The sequence below is a fragment of the Pectobacterium araliae genome (assembly GCF_037076465.1).
In the GTDB taxonomy this organism is placed as follows: domain Bacteria; phylum Pseudomonadota; class Gammaproteobacteria; order Enterobacterales; family Enterobacteriaceae; genus Pectobacterium; species Pectobacterium araliae.
On sequence record NZ_AP028908.1, the window covers coordinates 3413849 to 3437667 of the forward strand.

The 23819-nt window shown below is 46.5% G+C and carries 24 protein-coding genes and 1 tRNA gene; 7 read left to right on the top strand and 18 right to left on the bottom strand.

All coding sequences use genetic code 11. The features are described 5' to 3' along the window. Window positions 1-63: 63 nt before the first annotated feature. Complete coding sequence (locus tag AACH44_RS15495; RefSeq protein ID WP_338659319.1) at window positions 64-789, bottom strand: hypothetical protein; 726 nt, start codon at window positions 787-789, stop codon at window positions 64-66. A 611-nt stretch (window positions 790-1400) separates the two neighbouring features. Between AACH44_RS15495 and mobQ the strand changes: the two genes are divergently transcribed. Together mobQ and AACH44_RS15505 are read left to right on the top strand one after the other, a co-directional pair. Next, entirely contained in the window at window positions 1401-2798 is a 1398-nt protein-coding gene (mobQ, locus tag AACH44_RS15500) for a MobQ family relaxase (protein WP_201963820.1), read from the top strand. 89 nt (window positions 2799-2887) lie between these two features. Further along, on the top strand, window positions 2888-3766 hold the full coding sequence (locus AACH44_RS15505) for a toll/interleukin-1 receptor domain-containing protein (RefSeq protein WP_201963819.1): 879 nt from the start codon (window positions 2888-2890) through the stop codon (window positions 3764-3766). A gap of 58 nt (window positions 3767-3824) precedes the next feature. Here the strand turns inward: AACH44_RS15505 and AACH44_RS15510 are convergent, their stop codons facing one another. After that, complete coding sequence (locus AACH44_RS15510; protein WP_201963818.1) at window positions 3825-4472, bottom strand: hypothetical protein; 648 nt, start codon at window positions 4470-4472, stop codon at window positions 3825-3827. A 15-nt stretch (window positions 4473-4487) separates the two neighbouring features. Next, window positions 4488-5042, bottom strand: a complete 555-nt coding sequence (locus tag AACH44_RS15515; protein WP_338659320.1) for a membrane lipoprotein lipid attachment site-containing protein — start codon at window positions 5040-5042, stop codon at window positions 4488-4490. 633 nt (window positions 5043-5675) lie between these two features. Here AACH44_RS15515 and AACH44_RS15520 point away from each other — a divergent pair. Further along, on the top strand, window positions 5676-6053 hold the full coding sequence (locus tag AACH44_RS15520; RefSeq protein ID WP_073395568.1) for a hypothetical protein: 378 nt from the start codon (window positions 5676-5678) through the stop codon (window positions 6051-6053). A gap of 981 nt (window positions 6054-7034) precedes the next feature. On the opposite strand, the gene AACH44_RS15525 is transcribed toward AACH44_RS15520, so the two are convergent. The 6 genes from AACH44_RS15525 to AACH44_RS15550 all read right to left on the bottom strand — a co-directional run bounded on the left by AACH44_RS15525 (window position 7035) and on the right by AACH44_RS15550 (window position 10188). Next, on the bottom strand, window positions 7035-7400 hold the full coding sequence (locus AACH44_RS15525; RefSeq protein ID WP_338659321.1) for a hypothetical protein: 366 nt from the start codon (window positions 7398-7400) through the stop codon (window positions 7035-7037). A 54-nt stretch (window positions 7401-7454) separates the two neighbouring features. Further along, window positions 7455-7745 carry a hypothetical protein gene (locus AACH44_RS15530; RefSeq protein ID WP_338659322.1) on the bottom strand — a complete coding sequence of 97 codons (291 nt, stop codon included), beginning with the start codon at window positions 7743-7745 and terminating at the stop codon, window positions 7455-7457. A gap of 74 nt (window positions 7746-7819) precedes the next feature. After that, entirely contained in the window at window positions 7820-8056 is a 237-nt protein-coding gene (locus AACH44_RS15535) for a hypothetical protein (RefSeq protein WP_338659323.1), read from the bottom strand. A 139-nt stretch (window positions 8057-8195) separates the two neighbouring features. After that, window positions 8196-8396, bottom strand: coding sequence for a helix-turn-helix transcriptional regulator (locus AACH44_RS15540; RefSeq protein ID WP_049594956.1), 201 nt, complete (start codon window positions 8394-8396; stop codon window positions 8196-8198). Between the two features lie 326 nt (window positions 8397-8722). Further along, the gene (locus tag AACH44_RS15545) at window positions 8723-9937 is read right to left on the bottom strand and encodes a tyrosine-type recombinase/integrase (protein WP_338659324.1); all 1215 of its coding nucleotides are present in this window, start codon (window positions 9935-9937) and stop codon (window positions 8723-8725) included. A 175-nt stretch (window positions 9938-10112) separates the two neighbouring features. Continuing rightward, a tRNA-Thr gene (locus AACH44_RS15550) sits at window positions 10113-10188 on the bottom strand. Between the two features lie 533 nt (window positions 10189-10721). On the opposite strand from AACH44_RS15550, the gene AACH44_RS15555 reads away from it, so the two are divergent. Next, window positions 10722-11033: a hypothetical protein gene (locus tag AACH44_RS15555; protein ID WP_261848766.1), complete on the top strand. Its 312-nt coding sequence runs from the start codon at window positions 10722-10724 to the stop codon at window positions 11031-11033. A 292-nt stretch (window positions 11034-11325) separates the two neighbouring features. On the opposite strand, the gene proA is transcribed toward AACH44_RS15555, so the two are convergent. From proA to gpt, 5 genes are all read right to left on the bottom strand, one after another. Continuing rightward, entirely contained in the window at window positions 11326-12579 is a 1254-nt protein-coding gene (gene proA / locus AACH44_RS15560) for a glutamate-5-semialdehyde dehydrogenase (protein ID WP_261848765.1), read from the bottom strand. A 10-nt stretch (window positions 12580-12589) separates the two neighbouring features. Next, entirely contained in the window at window positions 12590-13693 is a 1104-nt protein-coding gene (gene proB / locus AACH44_RS15565) for a glutamate 5-kinase (protein WP_261848764.1), read from the bottom strand. Between the two features lie 123 nt (window positions 13694-13816). Further along, window positions 13817-14191: a sigma factor-binding protein Crl gene (crl, locus tag AACH44_RS15570; protein WP_261848763.1), complete on the bottom strand. Its 375-nt coding sequence runs from the start codon at window positions 14189-14191 to the stop codon at window positions 13817-13819. Window positions 14192-14420: 229 nt separating this feature from the next. Continuing rightward, the gene (gene frsA / locus AACH44_RS15575; protein ID WP_261848762.1) at window positions 14421-15671 is read right to left on the bottom strand and encodes an esterase FrsA; all 1251 of its coding nucleotides are present in this window, start codon (window positions 15669-15671) and stop codon (window positions 14421-14423) included. 260 nt (window positions 15672-15931) lie between these two features. Then, window positions 15932-16390, bottom strand: a complete 459-nt coding sequence (gpt, locus tag AACH44_RS15580; RefSeq protein WP_005975741.1) for a xanthine phosphoribosyltransferase — start codon at window positions 16388-16390, stop codon at window positions 15932-15934. A 333-nt stretch (window positions 16391-16723) separates the two neighbouring features. Between gpt and pepD the strand changes: the two genes are divergently transcribed. After that, complete coding sequence (gene pepD, locus AACH44_RS15585) at window positions 16724-18184, top strand: beta-Ala-His dipeptidase (RefSeq protein WP_261848761.1); 1461 nt, start codon at window positions 16724-16726, stop codon at window positions 18182-18184. A gap of 81 nt (window positions 18185-18265) precedes the next feature. On the opposite strand, the gene dinB is transcribed toward pepD, so the two are convergent. Both dinB and AACH44_RS15595 read right to left on the bottom strand, forming a co-directional pair. Then, a complete protein-coding gene (dinB, locus tag AACH44_RS15590) occupies window positions 18266-19324 on the bottom strand; it encodes a DNA polymerase IV (protein WP_261848760.1) in 1059 nt (352 codons plus the stop codon). 75 nt (window positions 19325-19399) lie between these two features. Beyond that, complete coding sequence (locus AACH44_RS15595; RefSeq protein WP_261848759.1) at window positions 19400-20200, bottom strand: helix-turn-helix transcriptional regulator; 801 nt, start codon at window positions 20198-20200, stop codon at window positions 19400-19402. A gap of 231 nt (window positions 20201-20431) precedes the next feature. Here AACH44_RS15595 and AACH44_RS15600 point away from each other — a divergent pair, with 231 nt between their 5' ends. Both AACH44_RS15600 and dpaA read left to right on the top strand, forming a co-directional pair. Further along, a complete protein-coding gene (locus AACH44_RS15600; protein ID WP_338659620.1) occupies window positions 20432-21202 on the top strand; it encodes a class I SAM-dependent methyltransferase in 771 nt (256 codons plus the stop codon). Window positions 21203-21455: 253 nt separating this feature from the next. Further along, a complete protein-coding gene (dpaA, locus tag AACH44_RS15605) occupies window positions 21456-22190 on the top strand; it encodes a peptidoglycan meso-diaminopimelic acid protein amidase (RefSeq protein ID WP_261848758.1) in 735 nt (244 codons plus the stop codon). Here the strand turns inward: dpaA and AACH44_RS15610 are convergent. Further along, a complete protein-coding gene (locus AACH44_RS15610; RefSeq protein WP_261848757.1) occupies window positions 22161-22928 on the bottom strand; it encodes a class II glutamine amidotransferase in 768 nt (255 codons plus the stop codon). The genes dpaA and AACH44_RS15610 overlap by 30 nt on opposite strands. 94 nt (window positions 22929-23022) lie before the next feature. Further along, window positions 23023-23604 carry a D-sedoheptulose 7-phosphate isomerase gene (lpcA, locus tag AACH44_RS15615; RefSeq protein WP_005975726.1) on the bottom strand — a complete coding sequence of 194 codons (582 nt, stop codon included), beginning with the start codon at window positions 23602-23604 and terminating at the stop codon, window positions 23023-23025. Window positions 23605-23819 lie beyond the last annotated feature (215 nt).

The window sequence follows — 23819 nt, forward strand, 5'->3', positions numbered from 1 at the left end:
CTTAGCTAAATAGATTAGCTAAATGACATCAACTATAAAAGAGCGGCATTGCCTTACCTAGATTTATGGAAATGATATTTTTATTTCAGCAGAGCTACAATTGGTCATTTTGAAAATTTTGTTGTAAAGCTTTACAAGCTGTTCTTTATCAACAGGCTTATCATTTATCCATTCAGTCTCTCCGCGCTTGTAAAAGTCATCAATGGCTCTTTCAACAGCTTCTTGATCCAAGGTTCTTTCACTAACAACAATTGTCAATCCCACTCCATACACATAGCCCTTGTATATTTTATATCGTTCATGAATGTCAAAGATATTTTTTTGAATGTTTTGTTCTTTTTGAAAGTCTATTTCCTCGTAATAGGTTCTTCCTGAAAAAACTTCTTTTTTATTCTGCTCTTTGAACACCATTTCATGGGCAATTGTTTTTCCATTTGCACCTAATACAGGAACTGCTTCTGGGTTTATGATATCTTCGAACTCTTTTCCTGTTAAACCTTTCCTCGCGTCTTCAAACGCTTGATCTTTTGCCTTATCATCTAAATCTTGCAAACAAGTAATTATGGTTGCATTCCATAATATCGATGGATCTTTTTTACTTGGGAAGTAAACATCTACCCAATGACGGGTGCTTTTATTTCCCTCATTTTTATCTATAGTATTAAAGTAGACATCACTTAAAAACTTCCCACCATACTCTTTTTTTTCATTACAAATTTTATTTTTTAAATCAATAACAAGGCTTCTTCTTTTTCTTCTAGATAACTTACAAAACACCATTTTTTTCATGTAATCCCCCAAAGATAGTTATAACTCTTTATAATATTATCTCCATTCTTCAATGTCAATATATATTTGATACGGATTATACAAAGAAAGAAATGAATTTTACAAACAGAGTAACCAAAATCACTCCATCGTTAAACCCTCGACCTCTCCACGTTACTTAATTTTCATTGTTAGCGTTTTCTTTTTTACCTGTTGTCCTTTTCACTGAAAATCTCATATTGACCTGTGAATTGTGCAACAGGAAAAAGTTATTTTTACGCCTGCTATTTTTGGTTTTATTGCTTTCCCGCCTTACGGCGGGATAAATTAACACTCTTCTTGTCCTTCGGACGCTATCTAAAACCCATCTCGATAATATCGCGGAGTACTTCGCCCTTTCATCTAGATTGCGTCGCTTAATTCGGCGTTTTGTTTTACAGGCATTCATATATTTCGTATTAATTAAGTAAGCGGTTTTTACATTGTTAGAAAAACAATGCCCACTTATACACTCACTTCGTGAGCGTGTGGGGTCTACCGACGGTTGCCTGCCGCAGGCTAAAAGCAAAACCAAGATCAACACAAAATTTTTTCTTACGAAAAACTAACAGCAGCAGAGGTGCATTTATTATATGGCTATTTTTCATCTGGAGTTTAAAATTGTGAAACGTTCGGAGGGCATGTCTTCCTGTAGGAAGGCTGCCTACCATGCGCGTTGCAAAATAACAGATGATCGCACAGGCAATACCTATGATTTCAGCCATCGTTCCGATTTATTCCATCATCAGATATTAGCACCTGTTTACGCACCCGCTCATATTATTGAAAGCTCTACCGCACTATGGAATGAAGTTGAAAAGGTTGAGCGTCAGAAAGACGGTCAAACAGCCCGTTATTTTGATGTTGCTATTCCCTGTGAGCTTAACAATGAAGATAAGATAAAATTGGTCGTTGAATACTGCCAGAAAAATTTCGTTGATAAAGGAATGATTGCCGATATTGCTTTTCATGATCTCGACAGTAATAATCCTCATGCGCATGTGATGTTGACATTAAAACCGATCACCGCTGATGGCTTCGGCAAAAAAGAAAGAAGCTGGAACGATAAGAAAAATGTAATCCTTTGGCGTGAATCGTGGTCTGTGATTGCCAATCGCTATCTTGCCACTACTGGCAGTAATGAACGTATTGATCATCGCTCTATTGATGCTCAACACACTGAAGCACTCGAAAACGCCGCTATTACCCTGAATGTCGAAGAAAAAGCGTTATGGCTCGCCAAGGCAACAGCAACCAGCCGTCCAGCAATGCAACGTGTTCATCGCGCCAAGTGGAACAGTAAACACGTTCAGGAAAAACGTGCTGCTGAACAGGCTGTTCGTGATGAGATGAAACAAGAAGCTCAGGCCACATACAACACCTTCAAAGACTTAGATCTGCAGATCGTTGTCGACCTCAGAAGTTTCACCGTATCCGAAATGCCTGAGTCTGTTGAAATTGTCTTACCAGAAACAGGTTCGCAGTCGTCGTCATCAGAAGATCAACATCCTGTTCTGGTTGCCCCTACACCTCATACACGCACTAAATTGAAAACCCCATCCTCTTCAACTGCCAGAGCGGTTAAACGCGCTCCCGTTAAAAGTAATAGGAAGCAGGTTAAACCTCGTCAGGATGGTTTGTTCAAGCGTTTCACCCTACTGGTGGTTGAATATATAAGGGAGAAATTTGTCTGGGCCAAGAAGAAGCCTGTTGCCCCTGATGTTGAGCACGATAAACGTATTGCTGAAAATTACGTCTTTGATGAGGTGCAGGGGATCTATGTTCCACGCGCTGAACATGAGAGACGCACAAGGTTCAACAGTGATGATTACAAGCCTACCAAAGAAGAGATCGCACGTTTTCCAAGTCGTGCTCGACAAGAACAGTCAGAAAGCTCTCAGAACTACACACCAACTTCGCCTACAGCACGGGATGCATATAAACCGAAGTTGAAGCCAGCAGCTTTTTATAACGAAAATAAATATAAATAACCCATTGAACTCTAACAATTGTCACACATTTAGTTCAGTATATATGTTAAGATTGCTTGCAAAAGGAGAGTTAACAGATCAGGTAGCTAATGAATAAAGATATTTATAACATAATTTACTGGTGCGTATTCTTCACCTTAATTATAGTTATGACTTTCTTGTCGTGGAAACAATATATAAAATCAAAAGAAACAACATCCATTCTTATTAGCGATGGCTTTAAGCACATATTCAAGGGAAAGGGTAATAACTATATTGCATTTAATATGAATCGAGCCCTCTTTAGGGCTGGCAACCTAACAAAAAATAATTACTTTCAAGCTCCTATATATTTAATACATAATTATGAGTGGAAGTGGAAGGAGACCAATGCTAAAAAAAGTGAAAATACTTTTTTCATATACATATCTGATATCAACTTCCCAGTTCACAAAATATATTACCGCAATAATGAATACTTATCTGAAGCTGACTGGGCAAGATTGCATGCGGTTTTTCATCAAGCCAATGAGACCAAGAATATTATGAATGTTGAGCGCGAGCAATCTCAATACGATTTTTTTATCTCTCATGCCAGTGAAGATAAGGATAATTTTGTTAGGCCATTAGTCAAGCAACTTAATGAGTTTGGCATTAATGTATGGTTCGATGAGCAAACATTAGAAATTGGGGACAGTCTGCGCCGCAAGATAGATAATGGATTAAAAAAGGCTAATTATGGTGTAGTTGTTCTTTCACATAGTTTCTTTGAAAAAAAATGGACCCAATACGAATTGGATGCATTGGTGACTCGTTCAATGAACAGTGAGGAGAAAGTAATACTGCCTATATGGCATAATATTAACGCTTCGGATGTAGCAACATATAGCCTTTATCTTGCGGATAAACTTGCCTTACAAACATCAAACCAAAGCATCCCTGAAATTGCAAAGCAGTTATCTGAGATAGCTCTGCGACTAAGAAAGTAATGAGCAGTTTTCTATCTGCTCATTTTATTTCGTAATTTAAACAATCATTTTATAGCTATCATTGTTTTTTCTCAAGAGAATCCCTATAGCGCTGCTGTTCAACAATGCTCAGGTTTGGTTCAAACAAAATATTTGCCCCCTTCACAGCAACATCATAATCGATTTGAGATTGCATTTCATATTCTTTGGTCGGCTTAAAATAATCTGGCTGCATATCGGATGAAGGCACATAAGAACCAGAATATGTTTTACTCCCAGCACAACCGAGATAAGCCAGTAGACAGGCAAATAGGAAGCACAACGTCCACACCGTATTGTATCCATTAAGTGTGTATCCACTGGCATTCCCAACTGAAAACACGCTGTGAAATCTAACTGCATAAACAATCAGGAATGATGAGAGGATAACAGCCCGACTTTTCCCAACAGTTAAATGCTTGCGTACGAATTTCACCGTTGGTACCAGCATAATCACAAACAGCCCAATAGCGGCAAAGACCAGCCATACAGGGAACAGCCCGTATTTTTGCGTGGTGTTTTGAGACAGCGTCACCAGCAACAGCACCAAGAAAGTGTTAAGCAGGTAAAGTCTGACCGCCATCGAAACCTTCACCTGTTTTTGTGTATTCCCGATAAACAGCACCGGTGCCAATGATGGTATGTTTATCAGCAGCCCCATGAAAATCACCCAATAGATAGAGTTCATTGCATTTTCCTGTAATTACCGCGCGGCCCAGCCATTGTTGGTTTTCACCAGAACAATTTTGGCTTCTTCTGGTTCAGCCATCCCTTTCACGCCGGAGAAAGCATTTTTATCAACCCAGCCCGGCACACCATCGAGTTTCCATGTATAGGTCACTTGCGTAATTTTAGCGCCATTACCATCACTCGGTTCAGTCCAGCTTGTGATCTCAGCTACAACATGATGACCTATACAGGCACCTTCCTTACGGTCCCAAAACTCAACCTCTTGTCCTTTGTCTGTAACCTCCAGAACATCAACGCTGCTAAAGCCATTTGCCTGTTGTGAAACAGTGAGAAGCCCCTGTTCAACAAGCCCGTTCAGGATTTCATCGCTGGCATTGTATCCAGCAGAACGGTAGCCATGATTAACCTTTACTGGAAAACCTTTGTTGAACGCAAAGTCATTATTCTGCAGTGAGTAGCACACCTTTGATTTTGAAATTTTCGCGTTGATAGCCTTTTCAAAGTCGCCTTTCTCACCACATCCCGCCAGAACAAGAGCGGCACCAGCAACGAGCAAAATCTTCTTCATCTTCCTATCCATCCTGATAATCAACAATGCTGTTATGTAGAGGTAATCTGCTGCGCACCTGTAGTCGCTAGAGCTTGTTGTTACTGGCATAACGCAGCAAAACCACTTGATTAACCAATTGATAGAATTCAATTATTTTTGAGGGCCGTCATATCGTTTGTAACGATCAAAATCAAAATAACGATAGTTATTACCTATCATTAAATATATATCGATCGATTAAATCAATTAACTTGCCGATCGAAAAAACGTTATTCATCGTTATAAACTATCAATATCAATTTATCGATCTGAGTTACCGATCATTTTCTTGCTAGATGAATCGTTACTGGATAAAGTGAACAGAAGGCTCACTGGACCGTTTATTCGCTGGTTTGTAGGGATAGAACGTCAAACCCTACGACCAACAGCCAGTACTGCCCTATGGCCCTTTCTTGGCCTTAATTAATGCAGCATCAGGGAAAACAACCATGAGGGATGCCGTTAGCTGATTAGATAGAAAAACTCATAGGCTTCTGATAAGCGGCTTTCTTCACTATTGATTTACATGAGTATTAATAGCCAGATGCGGCACAACGCTGGCCCCGGATTCTTTGCGCCTATTTTTACGTTTACTGTTTATATGGAGTTAACATGAGAAAACTGTTTATTGCTGCGTTGGTGATCCTGCCTCTTACCGCCTGCACCACCTATGGCAACAAATCCCTTAAAGACGAATCGCAACAAACCGTAAAAACCAAGATCGTTAAAGGGAAAACTACCCAGCAAGATGTTATTAACGCATTCGGGGAACCACAAACACGAGCCACCAATGATGGACAGGAAATGTGGTCCTACTCCAGCATGTCAGGCGAGAGCCAGATCTCGAACTACATTCCCGGTCTGGCCCTACTGAAGAACAGCAGCACAGCGCATATGAATTCGTTAGAGATTTGGTTCAAGGGGAATGTTGTTGATCGATATAATTTCAGTCAGACGGCGAGTAAGGTTTCGAAAGGATTGTTGGATTAACGAATACCAACCAAATATATTTTTCCCTAGTTTTACTTTTAATTTATTGGTGCCTTTAAAATGGCACCTATTTATTTTATTATCTCATGGCATAACTTATTATAAATGAGTTTACCTTGCGCGTGCCCCCCGAAAGGGGACTTCACCCAAGGTTTCACCTCCTGAAATTTCTGACGATAAAGTCAAAAATCGATCAGGATTGGCGAGAACCAAGATGAAAATAGTTGACTTCACCCAAGTTGATCTGGCTTAGAGTTCTGGATCGTTTCCAACACAGGACACCCTACGACACTCCCAGATTCGCCCATGCAGATAAAATGTATTGCTATCCCCTATTTATGCGATTAAGCAAAGGTAGGGCTTTCTCATAGCCATTCCATTACAATTTCATTTATCTGTTTAGAGCTTCGCTTCGAGTTGGTATTTCGTCGCTCCCCCTTCTATACCTACAATCAACAAACATACGGACAACTCTTGTAAGCGACTCGCGCTCAATGACTCCACATATGCAGACCTGATACAAAGGCGATTAATTTGATTGCTTTCGAGGACTCTGAAGCTTTTAGAAATGGTATTTGAAGTTTGTAAAAAGTTGCGATTTAGATTTGACAAATATAAGTTGATTGGGTAATACTTTATTTATATTTGTAATCAGTTCTTGCTTAACTCGATTACAAGGCTTCAAAAGTCGGCAAAACTTTTTTAGTCCTTAAAAAGTCAGACATCATAGTCTGACTTTTTTGTATCTTTATTCTATTTAACCGATATATATTATTCGTCAAGAGAAAGTCAAAAATATTTAGCGTTATTTTAAAATAGCAGATGTAGCGTGACAATATTATCATTTTTTAATCTCTTTAATAAAATATCAGCTTGGATTTTTCTATACATAAACATAACATGGAATTCATCAATCATTTTTAACCTCTCAGTTATCTTATCTAGACTATTTCCCTCTCATCGAGGGAATATATTCATTACTCAATGCCGGTTTACTGTCATTTTAAGTTTCCAATAGATAGGATCTTCATTTTTATCCTGTTTTATATTTTTCAATACAAGCGCAATGATATGCTCTTGGTGCCAATACAAAATCTCTTGTTTTAAATCATCAAGGTCAATGTCAGATACGTCTTTACATTCCCCATCCTCTCCACACTTATCAACTTCGTGCGCAATCAGAACGTCATAAAGTATCTCTGAATGCATCTGCCCTAATAAAATATTGATTGCTGTTTCAGGTTTTTTTTCAAATATGTTATAAATCGTTTCACAATATCCCTGCAATACATTTTCGATAAGATATATTACCGTTTCATTCTTTTCATTTAATACAATCTCTCTCATATAGAATCCTTTTGTTAGGTTGATTGTTAGCCCCTTGCGGGGCAATATTAAAACTTACCTTCTAAAACTATCCGAATACCTCACCAACATTTCCGCAACTTGCTCAACGTTAACTTCATCAATATCACCACTATTCCCTTCTTGGGTTGTGAATCTCTCAAAGTTATTCTGGATATGATCAATAATATACATAATGAATAGACTCATAAAATCAGGATCATCAAGCAGCTCGATACTCTCTCCATTCACTTCCTGAAAATACTCCCAGCTTGCTTCAAACGATCTCATAGCAAGATCAAGGAACAACTCTGTAGATTTATTTTCAACACCATTTTTTTTAGACATAATTAACCCTCACTTTTATATGATTATTTGGAATTCTTTTATTTTAACCCCCGAACAGGGGGTAAATAAGGAAACTACTTTTTATAAACTAGATTTATGATTACAGATCCATACTCTAACTCCATCTCGTCAACTAAATCATTATTCACATGCCTGTTTAAAGCGTCTAGCAAGCTTTTATCCTTCATAATCTCCTCGATGGAATAACCACTCAGCGCAACAAATACATTGAAGCTTTCTTGGATAACCCTAAGGGTTTTAGGCGTTTTTTCACATACCATGCTTACTAATATTGATATATCATTATTCATTTTGTTTATCCTTTTTTTGGTAATAAGATTCCCTGCATAAAAGTGCTTTATGCTTTTCAATGTAGGGATGTGATTAATAAAGTGTGTTATTTAACGTTTTACATAAAACCTCCTTATCGCATTAATAGTGTATTGTTCATTAATCAGCGTGTTTACGTGAAAACTGAATAATATTTTCAATCCATTCATCGATTTCACTTTCAACAAAAGCTCTGGCTCTTATGCCAATCTTTATCGGTTCTGGGAATACGCCCCTGCTAATAAGTCGATAAATCCATGCTTTGCTATATCCTGTTTTGTTCATCACTTCCGGTAGGCGAATAAGTCTTCTTGTTGTCATATATTTCTCCGTTGTTGTTTTGATGAATGTAGTATCTTCAGATCGCTTATGACGTTCAACCCTCGGAAAATCAGAATTGAACTCGAATTGAGTGTTTTTTATACAAAAACAGATGAAATGGCGGGAAAGCTGTCACTGGGCGGGGTGTAGAGCGATTTAGCAATAAGTGCTATTTATTTTGCTGTTTTAAGGTATTTTATAATTTGCATATTAATCAATTGGTTAATCAATATCAGTTTAAATTCTGACTTAATTCTTATCTGCTTTAGCCAAGAAAAAGGGCTATGTCCGTTAAGACATAGCCCCTCTTTCATCAGCAGTTATCCTTACCCACGCCGATTAAACGCTCCCTGCACCACATTGCTTCCGTTCTCAAGGCTTACCATATAGTCGGCATACCATTGCAGCATCTCACGTCTGCCATCGAGATATTGCGCGTGGTTGTAGGTGCCACGGATAGCATTCTTATCAACATGCGCCAGTTGGGTTTCAATCCATGCGGTGTTGTAGCCCTGTTCATGAAGAACGGTGCTCATGGTATGGCGGAAGCCGTGACCCGTAACCCGGCCTGTATAGCCAATTCGCTTAAATACCTGATTGATACTGGCTTCGCTCATGGTCTTACTGGGATCATTGCGTCCCGGAAACAGTAAAGGAAATTGCCCCGTCATTGCTCTGATCTGTTCGATAATGGCTAACGCTTGGGTAGAGAGCGGGATGATATGGGGACGGCGCATTTTCATGCGTTCAGCAGAAATTTCCCATAGCGCTTTCTTGGTATCGATTTCTGACCATAACGCACCGCGCAATTCACCTGTTCTCAGGCCAGTAATGATCAGCAATCTCGCTGCCAGCACCATCAGTTCACTACCAGAGTAGCCAGCAAGGGCTTTAAAGAAAGCAGGAAGCTCTTCAGTGGTCAGGAACGGGTAATGTGTAGACTCATGCCCTTGCATGGCACTGGTGAGATCAGGCGCGGGATTATACTCGGCTCTGCCTGTCACGATGGCGTAGCGAAACACTTCGCCGCAGCGTTGGCGCACTTTCTTGGCTTTTTCGGTTGCTCCCCTGTCTTCCATCTTTTTCAACACATTCAGCAATTCCAGCGGCTTAATGTCTGCAACAGGACGTTGACCAATGAACGGGAAGACGTCTTTGTTGAACGCTTCAAGAATGTCAGAGGCATACCCCGCTGACCATTTCTTCACTTTCATGTTGTGCCATTCGAGCGCAATTTGCTGAAAGGTGTTTTTTACTTCTTCGATGTGGGCTTGTTTGCTTTCTTGCTTAAACGCACTCGGATCAACGCCATTAACCAGCAGCTTTTTAGCATCATCTCTTTTGCTTCTGGCATCGGCTAAGGTAATGGTCGGGTAAACACCAAACACCACACGTTTTTCTTTACCTGCGATACGGTATTTCATGCGCCAGCTTTTGGTGCCGTTAGGGAACACCTCCAGATACATGCCCCCACCATCTGCTAACTTGTAGGGTTTATCTTTGGGCTTGGCAGTCTCGACCTGTCTGGCATTGAGCTTCATTTGGGGGCATCTCCTCTAGACCGAACACGATATGCCCCCACCGATGCCCCCAACTCACCGTAGATTTCTGTGAACGTGAGTAGACGAGCAGAGACAATAAGGGCCGTTAAACCGCGTATTATAAGGGTTTAAAGGGTGTTTGAGTAGACTTAGGGAGACGTTAAAATAGGTAGGATGGTGCCGATAATAGGAGTCGAACCTACGACCTTCGCATTACGAATGCGCTGCTCTACCAACTGAGCTATATCGGCTTTGGGATCGTCATGGCGAGAGCCAGACGTGAACTACGGGGTGACAAATTAGTGATAATGACACATCAAGTCAAGCGTTTGGCGATCGTCTGCTGATTTTATCATCACTCTTACGTTAATACGGCAATTCTGATAATTTTCCGTACTAATAACGTCATATGCTATAGCTTTTCGGCTTAACGGATGCGCATGTAGACACATCATCTATGCCGTTCCCTTTTTCGAAAAAAGTGTTTGCAGAATAATACCTCATAAGGTGAAAACGCCGCCTTCCTTTAAGGTAAAGATTCTATTTTATAGAAAGTGATATTTACAATAAAAATATCTTTTTACCTTTCTGGTATAAATGCAATACATAACAGAACCAATGTGTACCGTTTAGGATAATTCCCTGTTTTTTATTTTCTATTTTTCTCTATTTAAACGACCAAGGCAGCAAGGAGGTTGTCTTAATGTTAGACTTTCAATAATGCATCGCCAATAGCAAAGTTATTGTTAGCATAGTCATTATACGCTGTAAGAGTAAATAGATCATGAATATGAAAGCACTGTTTTTAGGCTTAATTCTGGGAACCAGTTACATTGGCATGGTGGCAGAAAATGATCTGGATTCTGCTCGGGATTCAGCAGAATCAGCCTTCAGTCACGATCGCGCTGAAGCGAGAGAAAAGGCAGATAAAGTCAAAACTGATGTGAAATCCAGAGAATCCGAAGCCAGAAAAGACGCAGAAAAAGGCTGGGCCGACGTCAAATCTAAAGCGGATAATGTTAACAATGTTGCGGAGAAAAATACGCGCGAAACCGCCGACTCAATCCACAATGCCGCAGAGAAACATCAGCATTAATATGAAATAACGTGTGGCTAAGCCAAGGATAAATAACTATCCTCCGATAGGAGGATAGACTATGTATTTGTGAAATACCACACAAAGCATAGCCTGTTACTATTGGAGGGTGTTTTTCCGATGCATTATTTTATTTCGTTTTTATTACTGTATTAAATTTTAAATTAAATAAATGCAACACAGAAAGGAATTACAGTTGGAATGATATATATTATTTAGAAAAAAATGAAGTAAAAAACGGAGTAAACATAATACTGCGCATATCACTTTGATATACGCAGCCATTAAGCGATTAGACGCGAATCAGATCGTCGCCATAACCAATCCACTTATAGGTGGTCAGCGCTTCCAGTCCCATCGGGCCACGTGCGTGCAGTTTCTGGGTACTGACGGCCACTTCCGCCCCCAGGCCAAACTGGCCGCCGTCGGTGAAGCGCGTACTCGCGTTGACATACACCGCAGAGGAATCCACTTCACGCACGAAGCGTTCCGCATTGCTCAAGGAGTGCGTCAGAATCGCATCAGAGTGCTGTGTACCATGCTCGCGGATATGGGCAACCGCCGCATCCAGATCGTCCACCAGCGTGATGTTTAGGTCGTTAGAGAGCCATTCATCGTTATAGTTGGCCTCTTCCACTGCAACGACGCTTGCCGGGCCACCCGTCAGATAAGGCATCGCTGAAGGGCTGGCGTGGAGCGTAACGCCCGCCGCCGCCATTTTTTTGCTCAGTTCTGGCAGGAAACGATCGGCGATATGTTGATTGACCAGCAGCGTCTCCAGGCTGTTACAGGCGCTAGGGCGCTGCACTTTGGCGCTTTCAATGACCGTCAACGCTTTGTCGAAATCAATGCTGTCGTCAGCATAGATGTGACAAACGCCGATACCACCAGTGATGACCGGAATCGTCGATTGTTCACGACACAGCTTATGCAAACCAGCACCGCCACGCGGAATCAGCATATCCACGTAGCGATCGAGCTTCAGCAATTGATTGACCAGTTCACGATTCGGGCTTTCAATCGCCTGCACCGCAGCGGCAGGCAGGCCGCACTGCGACAGTGCCTGCTGAATCACTTTTACCGTCGCCGCATTGGTACGGTACGTCTCTTTGCCACCGCGCAGAATCACCGCGTTACCGGTTTTCAGGCACAGGGACGCGACATCAATGGTGACATTCGGGCGTGCTTCATAAATCACGCCAACTACGCCCAGCGGCACGCGGCGACGTTCCAGCTTAAGTCCGTTATCCAACATATTGCCGTCAATCACCTGCCCGACCGGATCGGTCAGACGGCATACCTGACGCACATCGCTGGCGATCGCACTCAGTCTGTCCTGCGTTAAGAGCAGACGATCCAGTAATGCCCCACTCATGCCATTTTGGCGTGCATCGGCTAAATCCAGCGCGTTAGCCGCGAGAATTGTCGCGCTCTCGGCTTCCAGCAAATCCGCAATCGTCAGCAGCGCGTGATCTTTCTGCGCCGTGCTCAAGACCGCTAGCTGATAAGAGGCCGCTTTTGCCGCTTTACCCATTTGTTCAAGCATCGCGAACTCCTTAATTGATAATCATATCGTCACGGTGAATAGCGACCGGACCGTATTCGTAACCAAGAATATCGGCAATCTGTTGAGAGTGGTGTCCAGCAATCATACGCAGCGCATCGCTGTTATAGCGCGTCACAGCATGCGCCACATCGCGCCCTGCCAGACTACGCACGCGGATCACTTCACCACGAGAGAAGTTCCCTTCCACCGTGCGGATACCTTTAGGCAGCAGCGAACTGCCGCGTTCAAGGATCGCCGAGAGTGCGCCGTCGTCGACGGTAATTTCTCCCGCTGGGGGCGCACCAAAAATCCAATGTTTACGACTTTCCAGCGGCGCATCAAGTGCATGAAAACGCGTTCCAACCGAGATATTGGCAATCACATCGCCGATCACGCCCGGCTTGCTGCCTGCGGCAATCACCACATCGATACCAGCGCGACAGGCCACATCAGCAGCCTGCAATTTGGTCGACATCCCGCCCGTTCCGAGGCCAGACACGCTGTCACCTGCGATGCTGCGCAGTGCATCGTTGATGCCGGCCACTTCACGGATCAGCTCAGCATCAGGATTATTACGCGGATCGGCGGTAAACAGCCCAGCCTGATCGGTCAGCAGCAGCAGCTTATCCGCATCGGCCAGAATCGCCGCTAGCGCAGACAGGTTGTCGTTGTCACCGACCTTGATCTCAGCGGTCGCAACCGCGTCGTTTTCATTAATCACTGGAACAATGTTGTTATCCAGCAGCGCCCGCATGGTATCGCGCGCATTGAGAAAACGTTCACGATCTTCCATATCCGCACGCGTCAGCAGCATCTGCCCGACGTGGATACCATAGATGGAGAACAGCTGTTCCCACAGTTGAATCAGGCGGCTTTGACCCACGGCGGCCAGCAGTTGTTTGGTCGCAATGGTGGCCGGGAGTTCAGGGTAACCCAAGTGTTCGCGTCCGGCGGCAATCGCCCCCGAAGTAACAATAACAATTCGGTGCCCTGCCGCATGTTGCTGCGCACACTGGCGCACCAGTTCAACGATATGGGCACGATTAAGACGACGCGAACCGCCGGTTAGCACGCTGGTGCCCAGTTTCACAACCAAAGTCTGGCTGCCGCTCATAATTTCTCTGCCGTTAGATGTCAAAAAATAAGAATAAGGAAAACGTTGTAGCAGGACAGACGCGTTATGCCAACAGGCACAACGCGAAAACCTGTGAATAAATCGGGGAGCGTCAAGGAAGCATCACGGTCGTACGGCAAGTGTACAGGCGGGTTCCAGCGAGTGCAGCAGTTTCTCCAGTCGGACATGAAAAGCCTGTTTGGCATTTTCCACCTGTTCCATCACGGCTTTGTCCTTGATTTTCTCTTCACGCCAGTTGCCCTGTTTATCAAACAGACCGTAGTGATATTTATAGGCAAAAGCTTTACCGGTATCTTCCAGGTTCAGCCACCAGCCCCAGAACTCACGCGCTTCCGGCGCAGGTTTGACGTTGACGCAGACCGCCAGACAATCAAAGAAGAACGCGCTATCCTCGCACTGCGCTTCACGTATATAAGGCCCCAGCGCTGTAAAATTTTTCATGAGTCGGCTTTTGGAGTGTCCACTCGGTAACATCATCTGCGATCTCCTTTGGTTGAGCTTTCTTTTTAGCAGAGAATGGCAATTTATCAACCACCTGAGATCAGGTTACCGTTCAGTGTCAGGCTTTTTATACCCGTTATACTTCAAGTTGCCTGTGCGTTGGCTGCGCTCACTCACCCGAATCACTTACTTGAGTAAGCTCATCGGGACTTCCTCACTTGCCGCCTTCCTGAAACTCGAATTATTTAAGGTATATGCGCCATACTCAACACACTTTATCCTGCAACCATCTGCTGATTTGCTGTAGTGCGCGGTCGAAGTTCTGGTACACCGGAGAAAAATTAACTGGCAGCAATTTCCCTTGTGCGGATGAGTTCACAATCAGGCTGGCTTCTTCTTTCGGGCATAGCAGATCGTTATCCCAGTAGCCTGCCAGCATCGGCGTCGGGCAACGGCGTCCTAGCAACCCCTGTGTTTTTAGCGAATAGCGTCCCAGCTCGGTTTTCAGCGACGCATCCGTCGAGAACGGCATGCCCAACCGACTTGCCAGCACATCCATAAACATATCCGGCGCCTGCTGCTGGCGATTCGGATCGTTTAACAGATGGTGGACTACCGGGCCGAGACAGGCCACACCACGCAAGCGCTGCGATTCCAGATACGCCAGTCGAACGGCAATATTGGCACCAAAGCGGAAGCCAAATGCAGCAACACGGGTGTGATCGACCCACGGGACATCCGGCAAAGCACGCAAGACCTGCTGGTGCAGGAAACTGGAATCCTGAGTCAACTTCCAGCGGGACGAAAATCCGACAGACGGGACATCAACCGTCAACATCGCCATGCCCGCTGGCGCAAAATAATCCTGAAACAGACGATGATAATCACTCTGCAACATTTCCAGACTGCCGCACATCAGGACGGTGGGGAAAGGCGCCTTTCCTTGCGATGGCATATGCAAAAAGCCAGTTAGCGTACCGCCACCCGCAATCGGGAATGTCAGTTCCCTGAGTTCATAAGGCAGGTATTTTGCCGCTTCTTCATAAGCGCGATTTGCCAGCATTTGCGCCTGTTCCGCCAGCTCATCGCCTTTAATATGCGGATAGGCGGCAATGCTGTAGAGATTGGCGGCATTCAACCAAAACTGTCCGGTTTGTGCGTCATCTTCACTTTCCGTGGCTCGCTGCTGCCAGTCTGCGCCCTGCTTCGCCCATTCATAAATCCAGTTACCGCCTCGGTAGCCGATCACCGTATCAAGCAGTTGCTCGTTGCTTCTATCGGCCTTACTGGCAGCAATACGCGACAGCACGTCTTCGATTTCCCACGGATCGACACCACGCCAAATCCACATCAGCCGGTTAATCATCCGATACCAACTGCGGGTCTTCTCCCCTTCCAGCGTAGAATGCAGCCCCTGTACGTCCTGACTATTCCGCGTGCGTCTGACCAACGTCGAGGTTTCTGGATGTTTAAAGGATGGTTTGAATAGCGTTTCAGACAGGTTAGCTTGCGCCACAGCAGCCTCCGTTAATGTAAACCGCTGTTAGCGGACATCAGACGACGTCTTCGTCACCCGCTAAAGTGTAACGAACTCAGGCTAGGGAAGACAAATGCCAACGGCAGAAACACACGATCGGATCAAATCCTGTGGCAGAAATGCTGACCGTTCAGAAACAACAGCCGTCGGAAATTACCATCGTCAGAAACATCAATCGTCAAAAACATCAATGCCCGGCTAAACCGGGCATTGATGGAAACGAATATTCGCTCAGGCGATTAGCGGCCAGACAAAGGCGGAACAAACACCACGCCCATATCCCACGGCTGTTCAATCCAGGTATCCTGCGGGATATCAATCACGTAGTCATCGACCAGCGGTTGACCAGCAGGTTTGGCGAAAATAGTCACAAAGTGCGCCTTCGGGTACATATCACGAATCGCCTTTGCCGTACCGCCAGTATCAACCAGATCGTCAACCACGATGAATCCTTCACCATCTCCCTCGGCACGCTTGATGACTTTCATTTCGCGTTGGTTGTCATGGTCATAGCTGGAGATGCAAACGGTATCAACGTGACGAATGCCCAGTTCACGCGCCAGCAGTGCGCCAGGAACCAGACCACCGCGACTGACGGCAATGATGCCTTTCCATTGATCGGCAGGCAGTAAACGCTGTGCCAGTTTGCGGGCATGAATTTGCAACATATCCCAGGTTACGACGTACTTTTCGCTCATAAAATATATCCCAGCCGAATAAAAACCGGCTTAAGTTGAGTCTGAGGGGGGGGAAAAAGGTTGCGCGAGATTATAGATAGCCAACAACATAAAAACCAGTTTTTCTCAACGAGAGAACCGAGTTTTTCCTGATAACCTGCGCCCTGCCAAGCCTGCGGATTCATATTACAGCGGGAAAAATAAGCGAGGATGACGGCAATTTCCCCTGCTTTGATGGAAAATGATATTCTGTTGCGACATGCCATGTGACGTGGCTAACCGCGATTAACTTTTAACCTGTCGCCCCTGCACGCCAGAATGCGAAAACAGGGCGCTAAAAAGGAGACTGAAATAGTGTCTGAATTGTCTCAACTTTCCCCCCAGCCTCTGTGGGATATTTTCGCTAAAATCTGTTCTATCCCGCATCCTTCTTATCATGAAGAGGCGCTGGCCGCACACATTCTGGAATGGGCTAAAGAGAAAGGCATCAATGCCGAGCGCGATCAAGTCGGCAATATTCTGCTGCGCAAAGCGGCAACGGCAGGTATGGAAAATCGCAAACCTGTTGTATTGCAGGCGCATCTGGATATGGTGCCGCAGAAAAACAACGACACCGTACACGATTTCACCACCGATCCGATCCAACCTTACGTTGACGGTGAGTGGCTGAAAGCACGCGGCACCACGCTGGGCGCGGATAACGGTATTGGTATGGCTTCTGCACTGGCGGTGCTGGCCGATCCCAACGTCGAGCACGGTCCGCTGGAAGTGCTGCTGACCATGACGGAAGAAGCCGGTATGGATGGTGCGTTTGGCCTGCAACCTAACTGGCTTCAGGGCGAAATCCTGATCAACACCGATTCGGAAGAAGAAGGCGAAATCTACATGGGTTGCGCCGGTGGTATTGATTTTATTACCCGTCTGCCGCTGGTGCGCGAAGTACCACCAGCCGATTACCACACGCTGAAGTTGACGATTAAAGGACTGAAAGGCGGCCATTCCGGCTGCGACATCCATCTGGGGCTAGGCAACGCCAACAAACTACTGGCACGCTTCTTGTTCGAACAGGCGAAAGCGCTGGATATTCGCATTCTCGATCTGAACGGTGGGACGCTGCGTAACGCGATTCCGCGTGAAGCCTTCGCCACGCTGTCACTGCCTGCCGCTAACGTCGAGCAGTTGAAAGCGCTGAGCCAGGACTATCTGGCTGTGCTGAAAAATGAACTGTCCGCCGTTGAGAAAAACGTGACCGTACTGGTGGAAGCCAGCGACAGCAACAAGCACCCGCTGACGCAGGACAGCCGCGATCGCCTGCTGGCACTGCTCAACGCCACGCCGAACGGCGTGATCCGCATGAGCGACGAAGTCAAAGGTGTGGTAGAAACGTCACTGAACCTCGGCGTTGTCACCATGGAAGACGACCATGCAGAAATTATCTGCCTGATTCGTTCACTGATCGACAGCGGTAAAGACGCGGTAGTTGGTACGCTGACGGCGCTGGGTCAGTTGGCTGACGCGAAAACATCACCGAAAGGTGGCTACCCTGGCTGGCAGCCGGATGCCCACTCGCCGGTCATGGCGCTGGTGCGTGAAACGTATCAGAAGCTGTTCAACAAAACGCCGAACATCATGGTGATCCACGCAGGGCTGGAATGTGGTCTGTTCAAAAAACCGTATCCAGACATGGATATGGTTTCCATTGGGCCGACCATCACCGGGCCACACTCCCCGGATGAGCAAGTGCATATCGGCAGCGTCGATCTGTACTGGAAATTGCTGACAGCACTGCTGAAAGCGATTCCGCCACGCGCTTAATCGCTCACGAATAAAACGCACGCGAGCAAAACACAGGGCGACAGAGAGATGTCGCCCTTTTTTATCCTCAACGAAATATCCTTATCCCCAATCGAATACCAGCTGTCGCTCAATTTGCGGGTCGAGCAGCGTCACATGTAGCCCAACCAACCGGACGCCCCTGGATTTACGCCGCTCGTGCCAGGTTTGCTGCGCAATTTTCAACAGATCCTGTTTATTCAACATCGGCCACACATGTTCCTGCGTGGTTTGCTGAAAATCATCAAACTTGAGTTTGACGCCCTGACGCGCAATATGCAGGTCGGGCTTCACCCGTTTCAGGCGGACTTCCAGCTCCTCATAAAGCTGTTCGATCAGGTTTTCACACTGTTCCCAGTCGTGGATATCCTGTGCTAGCGTCTTCTCCACACCGACCGACTTCCTCAGCCGATCGGGTGAAATCCGTCGTTCATCAATCCCCTGACAGCGTTCCCACAGCACACGACCAAACTTACCGAATTCTTTAAGCAGGTCTGCCAGCGCATACTCCCGAACATCGGCACAGGTATGCAGGCCACGTTCTTCCAGCCGCTTCGCCGTCACCTTCCCAACGCCGGGTATCTTCTCTAGCGGTAGCGTCAGCAGGAAATCATCCACCTGCTCCGGTGTAATCACATATTGTCCATTCGGCTTATTTAACTCAGACGCGATCTTCGCCAGAAACTTGATCGGTGCAATGCCCGCCGAAGCGGTGAGATTCAGTTCATTCGCAATCGTTCGACGGATTTCTTCAGCAATACGTGTTGCCGAACCGTTGCAGTGCGGGCTATCGGTAACATCCAGATAGGCTTCATCCAGAGAGAGGGGTTCGATCAGCGACGTATAGCGGGAGAAGATCTCGCGGATTTGGCGCGAGGTGGATTTATACACCTCCATGCGACCTGGCAGCAACGTGAGGTGTGGACACAGACGCAAGGCGGTTGCCGTTGCCATCGCGCTGCGGACGCCGTAGCGTCGGGCAGGATAGTTAGCGGTGCTGATGACGCCACGACGATCGGCGCTCCCACCAATCGCCAAAGGAATATCGCGCAGGCGCGGGTTATCACGCATCTCAATTGCTGCGTAGAAGCAGTCCATATCAACATGAATGATTTTGCGCATACTAGCCCTCCGACAACACTGTATAAATATACAGATCAAAGTCAGTATAGACAAGCTGCGCGATGCCTGCGGCGTTTACTGCACGATGAGCATAACCAGCTTAAATTCGCCCTGCATGGCAGGATGGAAAGTCTGTTGATGATAGGCTACATCACCACGCAAAGGATGGTGGAAACGTCGCTCGCCGCCTTCACGCGCGGTTACCGCCTGCTGCGACCACCAGAGATTGAACTCACGGCTTTCTTCACACAGCGACATCACGATGTGCCGAACGGATTCAGTAGGCGCGTAATGGCTGGATTCCGCGCGGAACTCCGCCACTACCCGCTTCGCTCGTTCCGGCCAATTGACCACCAGCGATCGTGCAAGCGGATTCAGAAACATGAAACGCAGCAGGTTTGGTTCGGGATCGTGTCCCAGCCACCCGGCAAACAACTGTTCCGACGGCGCATTCCACGCCAGCATATTCCAGCTACCATCCAGAAGATACGCAGGACAAGTAATGTGATGCAGGCTGGCGGCAACCTGCGCATCCGGCGATATTGCCCTATTCTGCTTCTGAGGATCCTTCACGCCAGCAAGGCTAAAAAGATAATCGTGCTCGGCGGGTTCCAGTTTTAACGCCTGCGACACGCGGAGCAGCGCCGATGCCGAAGCGGACACATCACGCCCCTGCTCAAGCCAGGTATACCAGGTGGTGCTGATTCGGGCGATTTGCGCCAATTCTTCGCGACGTAATCCGCTGGTGCGCCGCCGCCCAGACGCTGGCAGGCCGACCATTTCCGGCGTGGTTCGCTCACGCAACGCCCGTAAGAAGGCCCCCAGTGCTTTTGGACCACTCAGAGAATTGGCAGGCATAAATGTATTTGCAGACATCAGTCCAGGCGTCCTTTTCATGCCATTCGTATAGGCAATTGTAGTGACAATAACATCAGTGAAAATCGTGTTAATCAAACAGGGAGTATTTTATACCCGTATAAATGCTCATATTGTACCCGTATTTTCCCCTCATTATAGTGTGCTCAGACCAAGGTCTTGTTTATTGGCAGGCGCGCCGCCTTTAACCCATGATGAAACGAAAGCACTTCAGATAAAGCGAGAGCAATGATGGAAGAAAAGCAGAACCATAATCGCCGCGTCGAACACCAGTTCGGCTCACAGGCGCAAAACTACCTGACCAGTGCAGTACATGCACAGGGTAAAGATTTAACCCGACTGGCGGCTTTATTAGCGCCTTTCCCACTGGCGCGCGTGATCGACGTCGGCTGCGGTGCTGGCCATGCCAGCTTCGTCGCCGCACAGGCCGTCGCCGAAGTTGTCGCCTACGACCTGTCCTCCCAAATGCTGGACGTGGTCAGTCAGGCCGCAGAGCAAAAAGGGCTGCATAATATCCGTGTTCAGCAAGGTGTAGCCGAGTCTTTGCCGTTCGACGATAGCAGCGCAGACATCATCATCAGCCGTTACTCTGCGCATCACTGGCATGATGTTGGGCAGGCGTTACGGGAAATGCGACGCGTCCTGAAACCGGGTGGGCGCGTCATCATGATGGATGTTGTTTCACCCGGCCACCCGCTGCTGGACAGCTATTTGCAGACGGTAGAGAAGCTGCGCGATACCTCACACGTGCGTAATTACGCACCGGGCGAATGGCTGAGTCTATTTACCGATGCTGGGTTTGTTGTGCGTCACGTCACCAGCGACAGGTTGACGCTGGAATTCAGCAGTTGGATCGCACGTATGCGCACACCAGAACATTTCGCTATCGCCATTCGTGAACTGCAAAAAACGCTGGCGGACGAGGTGGTACAGCATTTTGAGGTGCAGGCCGACGGTTCATTTGTCACCGACATTATGATGATAGAAGCCACCCGCGCCTGATGCGCTTTTCCCTGCCATTAACAACCTCACATTGAGCAGCCCACCTTCGGGCTGTTTTTTGTAAATGTTATTTTTTAGCGCTTTTCAACGCTTGATTAATATGAAACCAATGATAATGTAATTTCGTTTTCGTCGTTACCTATACGACGACGAAATAGATACCAATCACGGCTGTCCCAACGCTTTCGCTAAAACACCAGTAGCGCGACGCGGATGCCGCGTGTAGCAGGCAATTTTATTATCAGGAACCATAATGCAAAAAATCGCGCTGTCGTTTGCGATGTTGTTTTTTTTGCCTTCTCTTGTTGTTACCAGCGCCGCCAGCGAGACTTCGCCACCGCTTGCGCCGATAGCAAAAGAATTAAAACAGCAATTATTAGGCTCTCCGATCTATATTCAGATCTTTAAAGAAGAGCGAATATTCGAACTTTATGCAAAAGTCGGCAACGAATATCGTTTATTAGAGCAATACCCCATCTGTAAATATTCGGGTGGATTAGGACCAAAACGCGTTGAGGGTGATTTAAAAAGCCCAGAAGGCTTCTATCAGGTTGACCTGCGTCAGCTTAAGCCAGACAGCCAATATTACCGCGCGATCAATATCGGTTTCCCTAACGACTATGATAAATCACAGGGATATTCTGGCCGCTATTTAATGATCCACGGTGAGTGTGTGTCGGTCGGCTGTTATGCCATGACCAACAACTATATGGACGAGATTTATCGCTACGCCGAAACGGCGCTACGCCACGGGCAGGCAAAAATTGATATCGCCATCTATCCGTTCCGCATGACAGAACAGAACATGCAGCGCCACCGTAATTCCACTTACGCCAGCTTCTGGAAACAGCTTCAGCCGGGGTACGCTTACTTTAATCAGCACAATCAGCCACCGGCCATCACGGTGTTTAACGGGCAATACGTCGTTAACCCACCATTGATGACCAGCCAGCCGACCTTAAAGTATGCGCTCGCCGAAACAAAATAGAACGAATTCGCCTGGCATGATCTGATGCCAGGTTTCGTTGCCTGTTAGCGGTTGTGTCGCCAGCACGGTGACGACATCATTCGGTGTCGTCTGTTGCTGGAAATCAATCTCCACATCCTGATCCAACAGCGTCGCTTTACCAAACGGCGCGCGGCGGGTAATCCAGTAGAGTTTAGTTGAGCAGTACCCCATCACAAAACGCCCATCCGACAGCAGCATGTTAAACACGCCTTTCTCCCGCAAGACATCCGCTTGTTTAGCGATATAGCGGAACACCGCAGGCCAATTACCCGGCGTGCGCGGATAGCGCTCGGCCAGTTGGGACAACAGCCAGCAGAAAGCAAATTCGCTGTCCGTCTGGCCGACAGGGCGAAACATACCCGTTTGCAGGGTGTTGTAGCCTTTCAGTTGCCCGTTGTGGGCATACGTCCAGTTTCGTCCCCATAACTCGCGGGTAAAGGGGTGGGTATTTTCCAGCGCAACCGCGCCGCGATTGGCTTGCCGGATGTGTGAAACCACCGCACACGATTTGATAGGGTAATCCTGCACCAATCGCGCAATCGGCGAATTATAGCTTGGCAGCGGATCTTTGAACGTACGACAGCCGTTCCCTTCATAAAAGGTAATTCCCCAGCCATCCCGATGCGGTCCGGTTTTCCCACCGCGCTGTATCAGCCCGGTAAAGCTAAAGCAGATATCCGTCGGCACATTCGCGCTCATCCCCAGCAATTCACACATCTGACTTCCTACCCTTCCCTTCTCATCATATTTCAAGTTGCCTGTGCACTAACTGCCCAAAACTCGAACTATGTAGAGTCTATTATTAAGCGGCTTACTGATCTGCCATCTCTTTTTCAATCAGCTGAATCAGGATGTGAATCGCTTTGATATGGATTTCCTGAATACGGTCGGCATAGCCAAAGTGTGGAACACGAATTTCCACATCAGCCGAGCCCGCCATTTTACCGCCGTCTTTCCCGGTTAGCGTAATGACCTTCATGCCTTTCGCTTTTGCCGCTGCAATCGCTTTAATGATATTGCCAGAATTACCCGAAGTGGAAATCCCCAGCAACACATCACCTTCACGCCCCAACGATTCAACATAGCGAGAGAAGACAAAATCATAGCCAAAATCGTTGCTGACGCAGGACAGATGGCTTGGATCGGAAATCGCAATAGCCGGATAGCCTGGGCGGTTTTCACGGTAGCGCCCCGTCAGTTCTTCGGCAAAGTGCATGGCATCACAATGCGAGCCACCGTTACCGCAGGAGATCACTTTACCGCCCGCTTTAAACGCGTTAGCCAGCAGTACCGCAGCATTTTGAATCGACTGAATGTTCGCGTCATCACTCAAGAAATTATTCAGTGTTTCTGCTGCTTCTTTCAGTTCACTACGGATTAAATCCTGATACATGGAATCCTCTCATTTTGTCGGGTGACAACATTCTATTCTGTATTGTTCAGCAGTGTAGCGGATAGTACCAACAGCGAGAAGCGTGTAATCACGGGATCGAGAGGATCGCTGATGCCTGTCAGAAAACTCGCAACAGTCGTTTGGTTTGTGAAGTGAGTTGTAATTATGATGTAAACGAATTGATAAAAATAATCAAATAAACTACAACAAACATA